Consider the following 16,436-nt stretch of genomic DNA (forward strand, 5'->3'; position numbering starts at 1 on the left):
CAACAGATTTAACTAAAGTTGTTTTCATTTTCCCATTTGATATTGATATAAACCATAAAAAAACCATTGCCTCGCTTCTTTAAGCATTGCAATGGTTTTTCATGTATAAAACAGCAAAAGTACTATTTCATTTTTTGTCTTTTTACCGGTTTTTCTACTGGTTCGTTTTTGTTTTGTAACAAATAATTAGCCAGTAGCTTTTCGATCAATTCATCCTTTGTCAAATGATGAAAAACGGTTTTAATTTTAGTTTTCAATTCTGCATCCACTTCATGGTTGGGTTTAGTTTTGAATATTTGCTTTGCCCATAAAAGAGTATTATTTTCTTCGATGCTTAGCGCGCTTGGTTTTTTGAATTCGGTGAATTTAATACCTAGCTCTTTTTCAAAGTCGGCGATTTCTTTTACCTCTTCTTCTTGTAATACCGTTAATGAAAGTCCCTTTGCTCCTGCTCTGGCTGTTCTTCCGCTACGGTGTACGTAAGCTTCATACACATCAGGCAAATGGTAATTAACCACATACGAAATTTCCTTTACGTCAATTCCTCTAGCAGCCAAATCTGTCGCTACTAAGATATTGATGTGTCCCTCACGAAATTGCTCCATGATGCGGTCTCTAATTCCCTGTGATAAGCTACCGTGCAAAGCTCCCGAAGAAAAACGGTTTATTGCTAAGTTTTTAGCCAGTTTATTTACCGCTGCTTTGGTCTTACAAAATATGATTCCGCGTTCTCCTTCTTTTGAATTCAGGAAATGCATTAAAACATCTAGTTTTTCAATAGGATCCACCACAATATACTCATGATCAATTCCTTGATTTCCTACTGTTTCCATATTAGCGCTTACCTGAACTACATTTTTATTCAAGTAGTTCTGGATCAACTGTTTTATAGTTCCCGGCATTGTAGCCGAAAACAATAATGTTTTGTGTTCCTTAGGTAATTCGGCAATAATTTCATCTAGGCTTTCTTTCAAGATAGTCACCATTTCATCAGCCTCATCTAATACAAGAAATTTGGTTTCCTTAAGATTGATTGCTTTGCGCTGTATTAAATCAATTAAACGACCCGGTGTTGCTACCACAATATGTGTAGGTGCAGCTAGGCGTTCGATTTGCGGCTTTATTGGGATTCCACCGCAAGTCGCTGCAATAGAAACTTCTGGAAGGTATTTTGCAAAATCTTCTAGGTTTCTAAAAATCTGATGTCCTAATTCCCTTGTAGGAACCAGAATTAGCGCTTGTACCGTAGGTAAAGAGGGATCTATTAATTGTAAAAGAGGCAATCCAAAAGCAGCCGTTTTTCCGGTACCGGTTTTAGCAAGCCCAACTAAATCAGTTGTATTTGCTAAAAGTAGCGGAATTGCTTTAAGCTGAATTTCTGTGGGTTCAACAATTTTCAATTCAGAAATTGCTTTTAGAATTGGTGCTGAAATCCCTAAATCAGAGAATTGTTTTGGCATTTTTTTGGATTTATTATTTTAAAAAAAATAGTTGTTTTGTGTACTGGATCCCTAGCCCTAATAGAAGTGAAAATCCTCTTATGGCGGTCCCGAAACTTCGGGACGGCACAAGAGATTGAAACGAATAGCAGGATTAGCTCCTTATATTAATCTTCATCAGGTTCGTTCATGATTTTCTCACGATACTTCTTCCCGATCATTAATGTCATTTTTAATTTGTAATCATCAACCAGCCATTCGCGGTAGTTTTTACTACACTGACTCAAACATTTAGAATAGCGTTTGATACGGCAGTCAATATCGTCGTCCAGTTCGCGTGACAATGATTTTGCTTCTTGCAATGTTTCAGTATTATCTACACACATCGAAGAATGCTGCTCTAGCGATTTGTCTAAAACTACTTTTGAACGCAAGTTTTGGGCAATGATAAGTTTGTGCTCTTCATCGACATCAAACCCTACCTCGGCTGTTTTACTGAATTTAGCACGTAATTCTGGTGGCATTGAGTATTTGAAATACAATTCTATCTCCGTATCATCTCGTAAATTTTCTAGATAAAACTCTGGTGATTTAAAGATATGCTGCCAGTTCACAGGCTCACTCCACAAACCAAAACGGGCTGCATTATTTCCTAAATCGATCACGGTAAACATATCCTTGTTAGGCAGTTTTCTAGATCCACGACCAATCATTTGGTAATATAATGTCAACGATTTTGTTGCTCTGTTCAGGATGATAGTTTCCACGGTCGGCTCATCAAAACCAGTGGTAAGGATTCCAACCGAAGTCAAAATCGCATCTGGTGTTTTCTTGAACCACTGTAGGATATCTTTACGTTCCTCAGCGCTGCTGGTATTGTCAAGATGACGGATAGGATAACCTGCTTCTCTAAACGTTTCATAAACGTATAGAGACGTATTGATTCCGTTATTGAAAATCAGGGTCTTTTTACCTAAAGATTTCTCTGTATAAGCATGCAGTAATTTCTCTTGCATTGCCATATTAGTATACAAATCATCAGATGATTTCACGGTGTAATCTCCGTTAATTCCGACTTTCAACGACGTAAGTCCTACATCATAACTGTATGTTATTGCTTTTGCCAAGAAACCATTTTCAATCAATGAATTGATGGTATCCCCTACGATTAATTCATCGTAGCTTTCGTGCATTGGCAGTTTAATATTTGAGCTCAAAGGGGTTGCTGTAACTCCCAGGATAAATGCATTAGTAAAAGAACTCAATAATTTTCTAAATGAGTTGTAATGCGCCTCATCGATAATTACTAGTCCTACATTATCTAAATGAAGTTTTTCATCATTGATACGGTTTTTCAGCGTTTCTACCATGGCCACAAAACAAGAATATTCGTTTTGGTCTGGAAGGTCTTTTACCTTACTATTGATAATTTTGTTTTTTACGCCAAAACCTTTTAACATCTTAGAAGTTTGTTTACACAGCTCAATTCTGTGTGTTAAAACAACTACTTTATTGTTACTTTTAGATAAATAGCGTCGAACGATTTCAGAGAATACAACCGTTTTACCACCACCGGTAGGCAGTTGATACAACAGGTGATGTTGTTTTGGTGCATTGTCTATTCGTTCAAAAATGGAATCAATATCTCCTTTTTGGTATCCATAGAGTTCTTTTCTGTCTTCTTTTTCTATTTCTATAGTATTTTCAAACATTGTATTTTGTTGGGTTTTTGCAAAAATACGCCTAAAAAACAGTAATTCTGTTATATTTAATTTAAAATATAGGGAGGGATTGAAGAAATTTCTGTTATGGGGAGCTTACTAATACTCGAATCTCTCGATGATTGCGTCAAATTCCGGCTCATTTTTCCACTTTTGTGTAATCGTTTCCTTATGAATCGCATTGATTCTAGATTTGAATTCGTTAAGAACCCCATTTGCAATCATAAAAACCACTGCCTGCTCAAAAGAATTGAACATGCTTTTAAAAAAGAGTTCTTGTTTGATGGTATTTTCGGAGGAGAAAGCTTGGGCGATTTCGATATTATACAGCATCACATCTGCTATTACAAACGGGTCTACGCCCAAAGTGATAAAGTGCTTAATGTACTTTTGGGCGACAGAACGACGCATTTTTGGTTTTTTACGCTTCCTGGCAGCCGTTTGTATTGGAAAATACTCATTAGAAATCTTAAGCTTACATTCCTGCAGCAGTGTTTCTTCCTTTGGGTTAAACACAAAATTATAATACACTTTTACAGGACTAAATTTTTCATACAATTCGAGAATCTGCTCTTCAAGTTGCTCTTTTGTAAGTTCGTTCAAGTATTTTTTTAAATCGCGTTTGCTCATTTTAAAAGGTTCAGGTTACAAAAGTAAAAGAGTTTAAGATGGAATAGCTATAAATTCAATCATAATTACTTAATTTTGCCCATAAATACTAAAAATAAAGTACATGCTCAAAATTTTTAAGGTGGTAGCGATTCTGGAAGGAATCTCTTATTTGGTTTTATTCTCGAATATGTTGTTCATCAAACCTAATAATTTTGAATTATACCATAGTTTGTTATATCCTATAGGAATGAGTCACGGTGTATTGTTTATTGGCTATGTAATATTAGCTTTTATATTAAGAAAACCTCAAAAGTGGGATTTTAAAACTTTTTCTCTTATTCAATTAGCTTCTCTTATTCCATTTGGTACTTTTTATGTAGAGAAGAAATACTGTGTAAATGCTTAAATTTATAATAAAAATATTCACTTTTTTTTATCCAATATTCCGAAAATGGGGTTTAGGATACAGTTTTGCGTCCTATTTAAGTCTATTTCTTAATATAGCACTACTCTGCATTTTGGCTTACAGCATCTATGTCGTTTTCCGACTTTTGCTGGTGACTATAATGATTTTTATAGCTCGAAAAACCAAAACGAAATTTGATGATTTATTGGTAACTAACAAAACAGCCAAATACATTGCGCATTTAATTCCGTTGCTATTCATTTATAAGTCTGTTCCTGTCATTTTGGAGCGTTATGAGTATTGGGAAAGCGTTTTTGGAAAATTAGTAGGAATCTATATCGTTATTTTAGTACTTTGGATTATTCGTACCATTTTTAATGCCTTACGGGATTATCTAAAACTAAAACCCCGATACAGCGATAAACCCATCGATAGCTTCATTCAGGTTATTATGATTATGTTATGGATCGTTGGGATCATCATCATCATATCACGCGTATTTGAAATAGGTCATACTGAGCTTTTAACGACTTTTGGAGCCGTATCTGCTTTGATTATATTAATTTTTAGGGATATTATTTTAGGTTTTGTAGCTAGTGTCCAAGTGTCTATAAACGATATGATTCGAATAGGTGACTGGATTACCATGGCTAAATTTGGTGCTGACGGGGATGTAATCGAAATCAACCTGACCACGGTAAAAGTTCGAAATTTTGACAATACAACTACGACTATTCCAACGTATAGCTTGAGTTCAGATTCTTTTCAAAACTGGCGCGGGATGTTTCATTCTGATGGGCGACGTATAAAAAGACACATCCTTATTAAAACGAGTAGCATCCATTTCCTGAATAACGAGGAGTTGATAAAGCTGAAGAAAATCACACTTATTAGCGACTTTATTGACACCAGAATGGCCGAAGTCGATAAATACAATAGCGATAATGCGATTGATAAATCGCTGGCTATAAATGGCCGAAATATTACTAATTTAGGGCTGTTTAGAAAATATATTACGCAATACCTGAACAATCATCCGGCGATAAATAAAGACCTACTCCTACTCTGTCGTCAATTGCAGTCGACCGCACAGGGAGTTCCTTTAGAAGTGTATGCTTTTACAAGTGACAAACAATGGCAAAATTATGAATACATCATGTCTGATATCTTTGACCATATAATTGCATCGGTACCTTTCTTTGGACTAGAGTTATATGAATTGCCTTCTAATAATGATTTTCTTCAATAAAATTTTATCTTAATGCTTTTACCAAAAAAAATGGAACTCATTAGTCTCCGATTAAAACTGAGATTAATTGACAATGGGGATTTAGATGCAATTCATATTTTGCATTCTTTACCAGAAACCGATGAGTTTAATGCGTTAGGAATTCCTGAAAATAGTGCCGAAACCAGCAGCATAATCGCCCCTTGGATTGCAGCAAATCAGGAAGAAGATATTCAAATCTATACTTTTGCAATAGAAGAAAGTAGAACTAATCAATTCATTGGTTTGTTTGGACTTAAATTAGGAGCTAAGAAGTACCGACGAGGAGAAGTCTGGTATAAATTACATGTAGATTATTGGGGAAAAGGATATGGAACAGAAGCATTAAACCGTATTCTCGATTTTGGGTTTGAGGATTTAAAATTGCATCGAATACAGGCAGGTTGTGCCGTAGACAATATTGGTTCTATTAAAGTACTTGAAAAGGCAGGAATGTTACGAGAAGGGCGAGGAAGACAGCTACTGCCATTGAAATCTGGTTGTCTGATAATTTTGAATATGCTATTCTGGAAACGGATGATCGAAAAAGAACTTCAAATTAAAGGATAGTATTAAGTTCAGGAATATTAATTTATTTTTGTGCCTATTTTGCAGATTTTCTAACCGATTTTAGCAAAAATCTGCGTACTATTTTAATTAAGTATTACTTGAAATAATAACATTACCTACGTTGTAGTCATTTGTTTAGCTTCTATTATCTAAATGATGCTGAATTTAGACTAGCTTATGAATTGAAAAACAAATTTATAAAAACACTATGGCTGGAGAAAAAGACTTAGAAACATTGCTAAAAACAATGAAACCCAAGCATATTGAAGGGGATTATGTTTTTTGTTTTATTAATTCACTTGAAAGTATCGATTTGAATGTCATTGTTATGCTTTTCAAGGAAGAAGAAGCAACTACTATTATTCTTAAAAAAGAATGCGCTGATTCCTCAAACCTCGAATATACCTCTGTTATGGCGTGGATCACGCTAACGGTTCATTCCTCGCTGGAGGCTGTGGGTTTAACTGCCGCATTTTCGAATGCCCTTTCTCAAGAAGAGATCAGTTGCAATGTAGTAGCCGGCTACTATCATGACCATATATTTGTTGACCAAAAAGATATTAATAAAGCAATGGAAATACTCAATAGTTTTTCTAAGTAATTTCTTTTAAAGGCGGTTTTTTACAAATTCAATCTCTGTTTTACCGTGCGCTTTAGGTTTACCATCTGCTCCTAAGTTGACCATAGTCGTATTGGCTATAGAAATAATGGTTTCGCGGGTCATCATATTTCGAACCTCGCATTTTAGAGAAAGGGATGTAGTTCCAAACTTCACCACATCAATACCAATTTCGATAATATCTCCTTGTTTTGCAGAGCTTCTAAAATTAATTTCCGACATGTATTTGGTCACTACTCTTTGGTTTTCTAATTGAATAATAGAATATAAAGCCAATTCTTCATCAATCCAAGCTAATAATTGCCCTCCAAATAAAGTTCCATTTGGGTTCAGGTCTTCTGGTTTTATCCATTTTCTAGTGTGAAATCGCATATTTTTTATTTAATAATGCTAAAGTAACCTATCTCCGTTGATTTTTTTATATTTAAAGAAAAAAAAATGGAACCAAGAGATGTTTTTTTAGTAGAATTCCGTGGAGTAACAATAGGAAGTGTCAGTACACAATCTTCATCCGAGGAAATGTTCCAAAACGAGGTGCTTCGACCAATTTTAAAGCTGCAAAATGATTTATTTATAGCTTCTTTTAGAAATTATTTGGCTAAACACAAGGGCGATTTTTATTCTCAAACTAGCGAAAAGAAACTGGTTAGCATTGAAAATACAGTTCAAAAAGACATAAAATACCGTAATACATTAAAGGGAATGGTAATCGGCTTATTCACAACAGAAGAATACTTATTCTATATCAAGAATTCCTCAAATCTCAACAAAAGAATGATGAATATGTTAATTGAAAGATTAAAAAGTCAGATTCAATTGTTTGAAGCCGTCTCCACTAAGGAGTAAAGGCTGTAAAAGGTTGATTTTATAGAAATTAGACATCCTTTTAGTGTAAATTAAAGTAGAAGTGTCATTGAATCTGTTCTCACATTCTCATTTATATCAAGCTTTAACTCGATAATTATCAAAATATCTAATGCTTTAAGGATTCATACTATTTTTAATGTAAAAAAGGAGATTAGCTATGTATTTTCTCCTCTTTGAAAGAATATTTTCGTTATTATTGTTAAAAGCAAAATATATGAAAGAGGAATATTTCAAGTGGTATTCTCCTAACCTAAATAAGGAGATTGAGATGTTAGTTTTTGGGCATTCCGGATACCCGGTTATCCTATTTCCCACTTCAATGGGAAGTTATCATGAAAATAAAGACATGGGTTTGATAGAATCTGCTAAATGGTATATGGAGCAAGGATTAATACAAATATTTTGTCCAGATAGTGTTGATAAAGACAGCTTTTATAACAAACACATTCATCCTGTTCATCGCATCGAAAACCATGTGCGTTATGACAAAATGATCTGCCATGAAATTGTTGAAAAAGTAAAAAACAATACACCGTCGGGGAAAGTTGCCGTTGCCGGTTGCAGTTTTGGAGGATATCATGCCGCCAATTTTGCTTTTAGACATCCCGGTTATGTTAGTCATATGTTTTCTATGAGTGGTGCTTTTAATATAAAAAGCTTTCTGGATGGTTTTCATAACGACGATGTTTTTTATCACAGTCCTGAGGATTACTTATATGGATTAGAAGATCCTGAATTATGGAAAATGGATATTGTTCTGGGTACTTCTAATTGGGATATTTGTTTTGATGCCAATCTGAAATTAAGCAAAGTATTAAGTCAAAGAAACGTACACCACTGGCTTGATATTCGTCAGGACAGAAATCATGACTGGCCGATATGGAAGGAAATGTTTCCACATTACTTATCCCGAATCAAGTTTTTTTAGAACGAGAAATTAAACGTAAAAAAATATTAATAAGGTAAAATAGATAAAAAATGAAAAAAATTGGAATTTTATTTGGAATGGAAGACACCTATCCTCAAGCATTTATAGACCGTGTTAATTCAAAAAACGAAAAAGGAATTATTGCAGAAGCAGTTTCGATCGATAAAGTAGTTCAAAATAAAGATGGAGAATACGCAGTCATTATCGACCGCATTTCTCAAGATGTTCCCTTCTATCGTGCGTATCTGAAAAATGCCGCTTTAACGGGTACAAATGTCATTAACAACCCTTTCTGGTGGAGTGCCGATGATAAATTTTTTAATAACTCATTAGCAGATACACTTGGAGTGCCGTTACCCAATACAGTTTTACTACCTTCTGCGGAACACCCAACAGATACGACTGGAAAATCATTCAGAAACTTAAAATACCCAATGGACTGGGAAGGAATATTTGATTACATAAAATTCCCTGCTTACATGAAACCGTACTCTGGTGGAGGATGGAAAAATGTATACCGTCTTGAAAACAAAGAGGAATTTTGGGAGAAACATCAGGAAACTGGTCAGCTGGTAATGATGCTTCAGGAAGAGATTGTTTTTACTGAATATTTTAGAGTGTATTGTCTGGGCGGTAAAGCGGTTAGAATCATGCAATACGAACCAAGAAACGCACCTCATTTGCGTTATGTAATTGATGGTCCACCAGTGGATAAAAAATTACTGGCAACCGTAAAAGACTACACGTTGAAACTATGTAAAGGTTTAGGCTATGACTTCAATACGGTCGAGTTTGCTGTGCGTGATGGTATTCCTTATGCAATTGATTTTGGTAATCCTGCACCCGATGCTGAATTAACTTCTGTAGGTGCAGAAAATTTTGAATGGGTAGTGGAAGAATCGGCTAAAATGGCTATTGCTGCTGCAAAAAAACAAAAGCCAGGAAAAATTAATCTGACTTGGGGAACATTTATGAAAGACGCGGTTGCGGGCAAATAAAATTGTGAGAAACCGGAATGCCTAGCCCAGATAGCAGAGAAAATCCAATCTCGTTTTTTAACGAGGTGGATTGTATCGAATAGCTGGACACGAACGAAGCGAACTGGCGAAGTAAATTGCTCCTAAAAAAAAATAAAAATGAAAAAACTACCCGCTTTTACCCTTGGTGTTGAAGAAGAATATCAAATTATAGATCCTGAAACAAGAGACCTGCGCTCGCATTTGTCGAAAATTGTTGATGGAGCCAAGATTATATTGAACGAACAGGTAAAGGCAGAAATGCATCAATCTGTCGTGGAAGTGGGTACTAATATTTGTACGAATGTTGATGAGGCCGAAAAAGAAATTAAATTCCTGCGAACTAAAATTGTTGAACTAGCAGATAAGCAAGGATTAATTGTGGGTGGCGCTGGAACACATCCTTTTTCGAAATGGCAAGACCAACCCATTACTGATGATCCGCGGTACCATACCATTGTGAATGAGTTACAGGATGCGGCACGTTCTAATTTAATTTTTGGAATGCATTGTCATGTTGGGATCGAAAATCGTGAAATAGGCTTAAAATTAATGAATCAAGCCTGCTATTTTTTACCTCATATTTTTGCGCTGTCGACCAATTCTCCTTTTTGGGAAGGCAGACAAACGGGATACAAATCCTTTAGAACAAAAGTATTTGATAAATTTCCCAGAACGGGATTGCCAGAATATTTTGATTCGGTGGCATCTTATGATAATTTTCTTGACACCTTGGTAAATACTAATTGCATCGATAATCCAAAGAAAATTTGGTGGGATTTACGTTTGCATCCCTTTTACGACACAATTGAATTTCGCATTTGCGATATGAGTTTAACGGTTGAAGAGACTATGTGTATTGTAGCTGTAATACAAGCTGTTGTGGCTAAATTATATAAACTGAATATGCAAAATATGAGTTTCAATATTTACAGACTGGCACTAATAAAAGAAAACAAATTCCGTGCTTCTCGCTATGGAATCGAAGGACATATGATTGATTTCGGACTTCAGAAAGAGGTAGAAACAAGAGTGTTGATTCTTGAATTATTGGATTTTGTGGATGATGTTGTAGATGAATTAGGAAGCCGTGAACAAATTAATTATGTACATCAGATTTTGAAAAACGGAACTGGAGCAGCAAAACAATTGGCAGTATTTGAGAAAACAAATGACATTACAAAAGTGGTTGATTTTATAACCGATGAATTCACTAAAGGGTTGTAAATTATTAGATTACCTTTGCATATTACTACAATTAAAGATTGCCTCATGAATAAGAAAAAAATAACAATTGCCCTTTTAGACATGTACCACGGAGTACCTAATCAGGGAATGCGCTGTATAATTGACATAATAAACAGATTTAGCCCTATTGTAAGCTTCAAAATATATGATGTGAGGGGAAAATGCGAATTGCCCGAAATCGAGCAATACGACATTTATATCTCTACTGGAGGGCCGGGAAATCCTTTAATTGGTGACGGCACTTGGGATACAAAATACTATGTATTTATTGATGCCTTAACGAAATGGAACCTGGAAAACCCAGTAAAAAAGCATGTACTATTCATCTGTCATTCCTTTCAGATGGCGTGTAAGCACTTTGGTCTGGCAGAAATTACTAAAAGGAATGATACTTCCTTCGGTGTTATGACAATTCATAAAACGAAAGAAGGTGAAACTGATCCTCTTTTTGAGGGTTTAAGCGATCCTTTCTATGCTATTGATTCCAGAGATTACCAAGTGGTACAACCTAAATTAAGTGTTTTTAAGAAAAAAGGAGCTAAAATTATTTCCCTAGAAAAAATAAGAGATCATGTGCAATACGAACGCGCAATAATGGCCGTACGATTCACAGATTATTTTGTGGGAACTCAATTTCATCCCGAAGCAGATCCCATAAGTTTTATTTCTCACCTGAGAAATAAGGATGCCAAGGAAAAAATAAAAGCGATGAAAGGGAAAAGAAAGTTTAGAAATATGCTGGAAGATTTATTGGATGATGATAAAATCTACAGAACAAACGAAACTTTGATTCCCAATTTTCTTCGCACGGCGATAAATGACCTGATGAAAACAAAAAAGATGATTTCCAATTAATCTCAGCTAGACGTTATGATTTCAAAATATCGAAAACTATTTAATGAGCAATTCACAGAAAAAAAATATCAGCAATTACAAGATGATATCGCCTCTGATTTTGATTATAAACCTACTTTTCGAATAGGGGAAACTCCTTTTTTTATATCTAACCAACTGAAAGAACAATTAATAGAGGGTTGCAATGAAGTTATAGCTTTAATTCAAGAAGAAGGTTTTAAAGCGTTAACAGATAAAGCATTAGAATTAAATATCAAAGTACAAAATGAAGATAAGCACACCAATTTTTTGGCTATTGACTTTGGAATCTGCGAGGAGAACGGAGCAGTAGTTCCGAAGTTGATAGAAGTACAAGGATTTCCTTCCTTGTATAATTATCAGACTAATCTATATGATAAATTTGTAAATCAGTACCCTTTTCTGAACGAGCTGACTCCATTCTTTAATGGCATCAACTCACAAGAATACCTGAAGATTGTTGAGGAAGTAATTTGTAACCATCACCTTAAGGAAAATGTTGTTTTACTCGAAATAGAGCCCGAAAAGCAAAACACAAAAATTGATTTTTACTATTGTAAAAGAGATATCGGAATACCGATTGTTTGTGTAACTGAAGTAATCAAAAAAGGTAGACAGCTGTTTTATAAAAATGAAAATAATGAGGTAGTGCTTATAAAGCGGATTTATAACCGAGTAATTTTTGATGAACTTGATTTGCGTACAGATTTGAAACTAGATTTCAGTTTCTCAGATGATCTTGATGTCGAATGGGCAGGACATCCAAATTGGTTTTTCAGAATCAGTAAATTCATACTGCCTTTTTTAAAAGGTAAGTATTTTATAGAAACGACATTGTTAAGTGAATTAACTAAAATCCCTGAGGATTTAGAAAATTACGTCTTAAAACCTTTATTTTCTTTTTCGGGAACAGGTGTTATTTTTCATGTAAAAAAAGAAGATATTGAAGCTGTTGTAGAAAAAGAACTTTACATTCTGCAAAAAAAGGTTAACTACATTCCCATAGTACAGTCACCTGACGGTAAGGTAAAAGCAGAAGTTCGCATACTTTGCGTTTGGAAAAAGGAAGATGTTGCTCCTACTCTATTATGTAACCTAGTGCGCTTGAGCCGTGGTGAAATGATTGGGGTTAAATTCAATAAAGACAAAGACTGGGTTGGGGGAACGATCGGTTTGTTTTAAAGGTGATTCTATTATTTCCATAATTTTTGAAATAAAACCGGACAAACTTTCCCCATTGTTTCAGGTTCATCTGGATTCCAGTTAAATTTTAGTAATGGATAATTTTCGTCATTGGTTAAGAAAGTATCATAGTCAATATAAGAATACAAATCTTCACCCGTAGTGTTTTTAAATGCATTCATCGCTACATACCAAAAACCTTCAAATTCATAGGATTCCTTGCCTTCAACTACCTCAGTAATTAAAGTATCAGGATTCGCTTTTACTTTATAAAACACCTCTTTACCTTGAGAAATTAACCAACATCTAAAATATTCAAATCCACCATCAGAGCAACCACCACTTACAATATAAGCTGCACACCATAATTCCGGATTGTAGCTGTCATAAAGGAGCTGGTCAGTTCTTAAACGAAATCCTATCATTTCCTGCGGAGTCAATTTTTCGATTGCCGAAACCAGAAAAATTTCCTGATCTTCTTGATTTGTAGTTTCCTTGAGCGAGGTTTCAATTAGTGTCCAGAAAGTATCTTCGCTTAGCATTTCACTTGATTTAGGAAGTGCTATTGAATCAAGATTAATTTGAGCTACCATTTCAGGATTTTCAATACTATCCAATGACTCTTCCATATTTTCCGTGCTGTTTTGACCACAAACAGCAATACTGAAGAACAAAAATAACGATAGTAATGTAATTGAATTTTTCATAAAACAAAAGGAATTTGACAACTGGCTCTTAATATGCCTGCGTAAAATTAACTATTTTTATTCTGTAATATCAAATTCCGCTACATAAAAATTTGCATCAATTTTAAGTTGTGTATTTTCCACTGTACTAGAATCATTTTTCCATTCTGTCGTTGGTTTGAGCCATTTTTCTACGCCGTTAATGGTAATTTTTAGTGGCATATTGAAGCCCGTAACACAGTTAGTCCATCGAAATCCGAGGGTTTTGTCCTTAAAGAAATATTCTAATGTGGGTATTCTAGTGTCTCTTAAGTACTGATTAAAGAAAGGGTTTAATTCCATTCCAACCGCTGTACTCAAGTAATCCTCAATTTGTTTTGTAGTCACTGTTTGATGATAAAAAGTGCTATTCAAACCCCTTAGTATGGTTCTCCATTTTTCATCGTCGTTTACAATTTGACGCAAAGTATGTAGCATATTAGCACCTTTATAGTACATATCACTCGAGCCTTCACTATTTACACCATAATGACCAATAATGGGTTTATCGTTTTGAATATTTTTTCGGATTCCTCGAACGTATTCATTACCGGCCTCTTTTCCGTAATAATACTCCACAAAAAGACTCTCAGAGTAGTTGGTAAAACTCTCATGAATCCACATGTCTGCGATATCTTTATCTGTAATGTTATTGGCAAACCATTCATGACCAGATTCATGAATAATGATAAAATCAAATTTAAGACCCCAGCCTGTTCCGCTTAAATCCCTGCCTCTGTATCCATTTTTGAAGCCATTCCCGTAAGTAACTGAACTTTGATGCTCCATTCCTAGATAAGGAGCTTCTACTAGCTTGTAACTGTCTTCATAAAACGGATAAGGTCCAAACCAATGCTCAAAAGCTTTCAGCATACGAGGAACATCTTTAAATTGTTCTTTAGCTTTTGCTAAATTATCTCTCAAGACATAGTAGCTACAATCTAAATTTCCTTTTTCCCCTTTGTATTTCTCTGAGAACGAAACGTAGTCCCCAATATTTATATTTACACCATAGTTATTGATTGGATTTGATACATACCAGTTAAACGTCCTAGTTCCATCTTTTAGTTCTTTTACGCTAACTAATCGTCCATTAGAGACATCAGTCAGATTTCCAGGAACATTTACACTGATTAGCATACTTTCTACCTCGTCGTACATATGATCCTTATTGGGCCACCAAACGCTAGCACCTAATCCTTGACAGGAAGACGCAATAAATGGGTTACCGTTGCTGTCTTTCTTCCAAGTAATCCCTCCGTCCCATGGCGGATTTACGGCAACTTTTGGTCTTCCGCCATAGAAAACGGTAAGTTCTTTAATGGTACCCGGTTTTTGAAGCGCGACCAACTCAATAAAAAAGGCATTGCCTTCTCTGCTGTATTTTAATTCAACTCCATCCTGAATTACTTTGTAAATTTCTAAAGGCTTTTGCAAATCAATTTGCATGCGGTTGTACTCTTCTACTACTTTATATTTAATGGTGTTAGAACCCGTTATAGTGCTGTCTTTTGGATTCACTTTAACGTCCAGATGATAGTACTTCACGTCCCACCACGCTCTTTCTTTAGTAATGCTTCCTCTTAGACTGTCTTGTTTGGTAAATACCATTTCCGACTTACTTAAAAGACCTTGGGCGTTAGAACTATTCGAAATAAATACTAAGGAACAAATAACAACAAAAAAATTTTTCATGAATGCGGAATCTTTTAATATAACTCTATTTTTAAATCTAATCTATTGCTACTAATGTAGTTTTGATACTTTTTCTTGCGCTACCACCACAGTAAAATCAGCGACTAAACGGTCTACATAATCATTTAATAACTCTAAAACTCTTTCACTTTTATCAGACTGAACCACTAATCCGGCATGGTAATCCAAAGGTACTATAAAGCAAACTTCTGGATCAGAAAAAGAAGATAAATCAGGATTTTTATATTTAGACAAAGTCAATACAATTCCAGCATATCCTTTTTTTACTTTTGGTAACTTATATTTTTGTTCTCTTACCAATGCGTCTTCAATGGCGGCCCATTCTTTCCAAAGATTAATGTTGGAAGCTGCTTCCACCATTTCTGCCAGATGCGCTCCGCCTACTCGAGATGATGTTTCTAGGAAATATATTCTTCCATCTTCATCACTTTTTATAAATTCAGTATGTGCGGCACCATGTTTCAGTCCGAAATCTTTCATGACCTGCTCATTTAGCTTTTTTATGGCTTTGTCATCTTCAGAGTTGTATGGGATGTTTGAGCTTCGAAAAACGCCTCCTCCCTGTGATATTTCCATCGGAGTGGCCAAATATTTTGAAGTCAAACTAAAAATGACTTTACGATCTGAAATTAAACTATCACAATGATAAACAGCACCAGGTTTAAATTGTTCCAATAAGTATTTGAAACGGTTATTCCCCATTTCATTAATATGAATCCACAGCGTTTCCTTATCGTGTACTTTTATGATACCATTGGCTGAGGCTTCCGATCTTGGTTTTAATACCCATGGAGGAGAAACAGTATCGGCAAAAGTATTAATATCGTGATCATTAAATAAAGAACAAAAAGCAGGAATGGAAATGCCACAACTTTTTGCTCTCATACGCATCGCCAGCTTATCTCTAAAGTAACGTCCCGTAGTTTGTCCCATACCATCAATACGCAGATTCTCTCTCAGATAGGTTGCTTTTTCTACATCGTAATCATCCAATGCTACAATGGCATCAATTTGATTTGACTTCATTAAGTTCCCAACACCCAATAATAAATGCTCTAGATTCCAATCGATATCCTGACCTTGCATGTAAAAGGTTTCATCTATAGAATCATGTGGCCATGGTTTATCTCTCAGTTTTTCACTGGTTATGAGGTAGACTTTGTTGCCAAGGCTTTTTAAATGAATTAAAAAATCGGCCCCTTTGAAATAATTCGAAATACAAATGAAAGTTTTAGGATTTTGCATAA

17 protein-coding genes are annotated in these 16,436 nt (G+C 35.0%); 10 read left to right on the forward strand and 7 right to left on the reverse strand.

Annotated features, from left to right (window positions below; translation table 11 throughout):
* Positions 1-122: 122 nt before the first annotated feature.
* The 3 genes from QO182_RS06950 to QO182_RS06960 form a co-directional block, all read right to left on the reverse strand.
* Positions 123-1,460 carry a DEAD/DEAH box helicase gene (locus QO182_RS06950; protein ID WP_371542167.1) on the reverse strand — a complete coding sequence of 446 codons (1,338 nt, stop codon included), beginning with the start codon at positions 1,458-1,460 and terminating at the stop codon, positions 123-125.
* Between the two features lie 146 nt (positions 1,461-1,606).
* A complete protein-coding gene (locus QO182_RS06955; protein ID WP_371542165.1) occupies positions 1,607-3,151 on the reverse strand; it encodes a DEAD/DEAH box helicase in 1,545 nt (514 codons plus the stop codon).
* Between the two features lie 108 nt (positions 3,152-3,259).
* Complete coding sequence (locus tag QO182_RS06960) at positions 3,260-3,790, reverse strand: DUF6155 family protein (RefSeq protein ID WP_371542162.1); 531 nt, start codon at positions 3,788-3,790, stop codon at positions 3,260-3,262.
* A 103-nt stretch (positions 3,791-3,893) separates the two neighbouring features.
* Here QO182_RS06960 and QO182_RS06965 point away from each other — a divergent pair, with 103 nt between their 5' ends.
* From QO182_RS06965 to QO182_RS06980, 4 genes are all read left to right on the forward strand, one after another.
* The gene (locus QO182_RS06965) at positions 3,894-4,178 is read left to right on the forward strand and encodes a DUF3817 domain-containing protein (protein ID WP_371560706.1); all 285 of its coding nucleotides are present in this window, start codon (positions 3,894-3,896) and stop codon (positions 4,176-4,178) included.
* Positions 4,171-5,427 carry a mechanosensitive ion channel family protein gene (locus QO182_RS06970; protein ID WP_371560707.1) on the forward strand — a complete coding sequence of 419 codons (1,257 nt, stop codon included), beginning with the start codon at positions 4,171-4,173 and terminating at the stop codon, positions 5,425-5,427. Before QO182_RS06965 ends, QO182_RS06970 begins: the two co-directional genes overlap by 8 nt.
* A gap of 12 nt (positions 5,428-5,439) precedes the next feature.
* The gene (locus tag QO182_RS06975; RefSeq protein ID WP_371560709.1) at positions 5,440-6,015 is read left to right on the forward strand and encodes a GNAT family N-acetyltransferase; all 576 of its coding nucleotides are present in this window, start codon (positions 5,440-5,442) and stop codon (positions 6,013-6,015) included.
* A gap of 208 nt (positions 6,016-6,223) precedes the next feature.
* Positions 6,224-6,616 (forward strand): ACT domain-containing protein, encoded by a 393-nt coding sequence (locus QO182_RS06980; protein ID WP_371560711.1) that lies wholly within the window; start codon positions 6,224-6,226, stop codon positions 6,614-6,616.
* A 6-nt stretch (positions 6,617-6,622) separates the two neighbouring features.
* Here the strand turns inward: QO182_RS06980 and QO182_RS06985 are convergent, their stop codons facing one another.
* On the reverse strand, positions 6,623-7,006 hold the full coding sequence (locus QO182_RS06985) for an acyl-CoA thioesterase (protein WP_371542148.1): 384 nt from the start codon (positions 7,004-7,006) through the stop codon (positions 6,623-6,625).
* A 66-nt stretch (positions 7,007-7,072) separates the two neighbouring features.
* On the opposite strand from QO182_RS06985, the gene QO182_RS06990 reads away from it, so the two are divergent.
* From QO182_RS06990 to QO182_RS07015, 6 genes are all read left to right on the forward strand, one after another.
* The gene (locus tag QO182_RS06990; RefSeq protein WP_371542146.1) at positions 7,073-7,480 is read left to right on the forward strand and encodes a glyoxalase; all 408 of its coding nucleotides are present in this window, start codon (positions 7,073-7,075) and stop codon (positions 7,478-7,480) included.
* A 235-nt stretch (positions 7,481-7,715) separates the two neighbouring features.
* Positions 7,716-8,429 (forward strand): esterase family protein, encoded by a 714-nt coding sequence (locus QO182_RS06995; RefSeq protein WP_371560713.1) that lies wholly within the window; start codon positions 7,716-7,718, stop codon positions 8,427-8,429.
* A 50-nt stretch (positions 8,430-8,479) separates the two neighbouring features.
* A complete protein-coding gene (locus QO182_RS07000) occupies positions 8,480-9,427 on the forward strand; it encodes a RimK family alpha-L-glutamate ligase (protein ID WP_371560714.1) in 948 nt (315 codons plus the stop codon).
* Between the two features lie 138 nt (positions 9,428-9,565).
* Positions 9,566-10,672: a carboxylate-amine ligase gene (locus QO182_RS07005; protein WP_371542136.1), complete on the forward strand. Its 1,107-nt coding sequence runs from the start codon at positions 9,566-9,568 to the stop codon at positions 10,670-10,672.
* A 45-nt stretch (positions 10,673-10,717) separates the two neighbouring features.
* A complete protein-coding gene (locus QO182_RS07010; RefSeq protein WP_371560716.1) occupies positions 10,718-11,548 on the forward strand; it encodes a type 1 glutamine amidotransferase in 831 nt (276 codons plus the stop codon).
* A 15-nt stretch (positions 11,549-11,563) separates the two neighbouring features.
* The gene (locus QO182_RS07015) at positions 11,564-12,748 is read left to right on the forward strand and encodes a hypothetical protein (protein ID WP_371560718.1); all 1,185 of its coding nucleotides are present in this window, start codon (positions 11,564-11,566) and stop codon (positions 12,746-12,748) included.
* 11 nt (positions 12,749-12,759) lie between these two features.
* Here QO182_RS07015 and QO182_RS07020 read toward each other — a convergent pair whose 3' ends face one another.
* Genes QO182_RS07020 through QO182_RS07030 form a run of 3 tightly spaced genes read right to left on the reverse strand, consistent with a single transcriptional unit; the run spans position 12,760 to position 16,434 of the window.
* Positions 12,760-13,455 carry a DUF4240 domain-containing protein gene (locus tag QO182_RS07020; RefSeq protein WP_371560720.1) on the reverse strand — a complete coding sequence of 232 codons (696 nt, stop codon included), beginning with the start codon at positions 13,453-13,455 and terminating at the stop codon, positions 12,760-12,762.
* Between the two features lie 57 nt (positions 13,456-13,512).
* Positions 13,513-15,168: a M1 family metallopeptidase gene (locus QO182_RS07025; protein WP_371560722.1), complete on the reverse strand. Its 1,656-nt coding sequence runs from the start codon at positions 15,166-15,168 to the stop codon at positions 13,513-13,515.
* A gap of 51 nt (positions 15,169-15,219) precedes the next feature.
* The gene (locus QO182_RS07030) at positions 15,220-16,434 is read right to left on the reverse strand and encodes an acetyl-CoA carboxylase biotin carboxylase subunit family protein (protein WP_371542124.1); all 1,215 of its coding nucleotides are present in this window, start codon (positions 16,432-16,434) and stop codon (positions 15,220-15,222) included.
* Positions 16,435-16,436 lie beyond the last annotated feature (2 nt).

It is taken from the genome of Flavobacterium sp. Arc2 (assembly GCF_041431385.1).
Lineage (GTDB): Bacteria > Bacteroidota > Bacteroidia > Flavobacteriales > Flavobacteriaceae > Flavobacterium.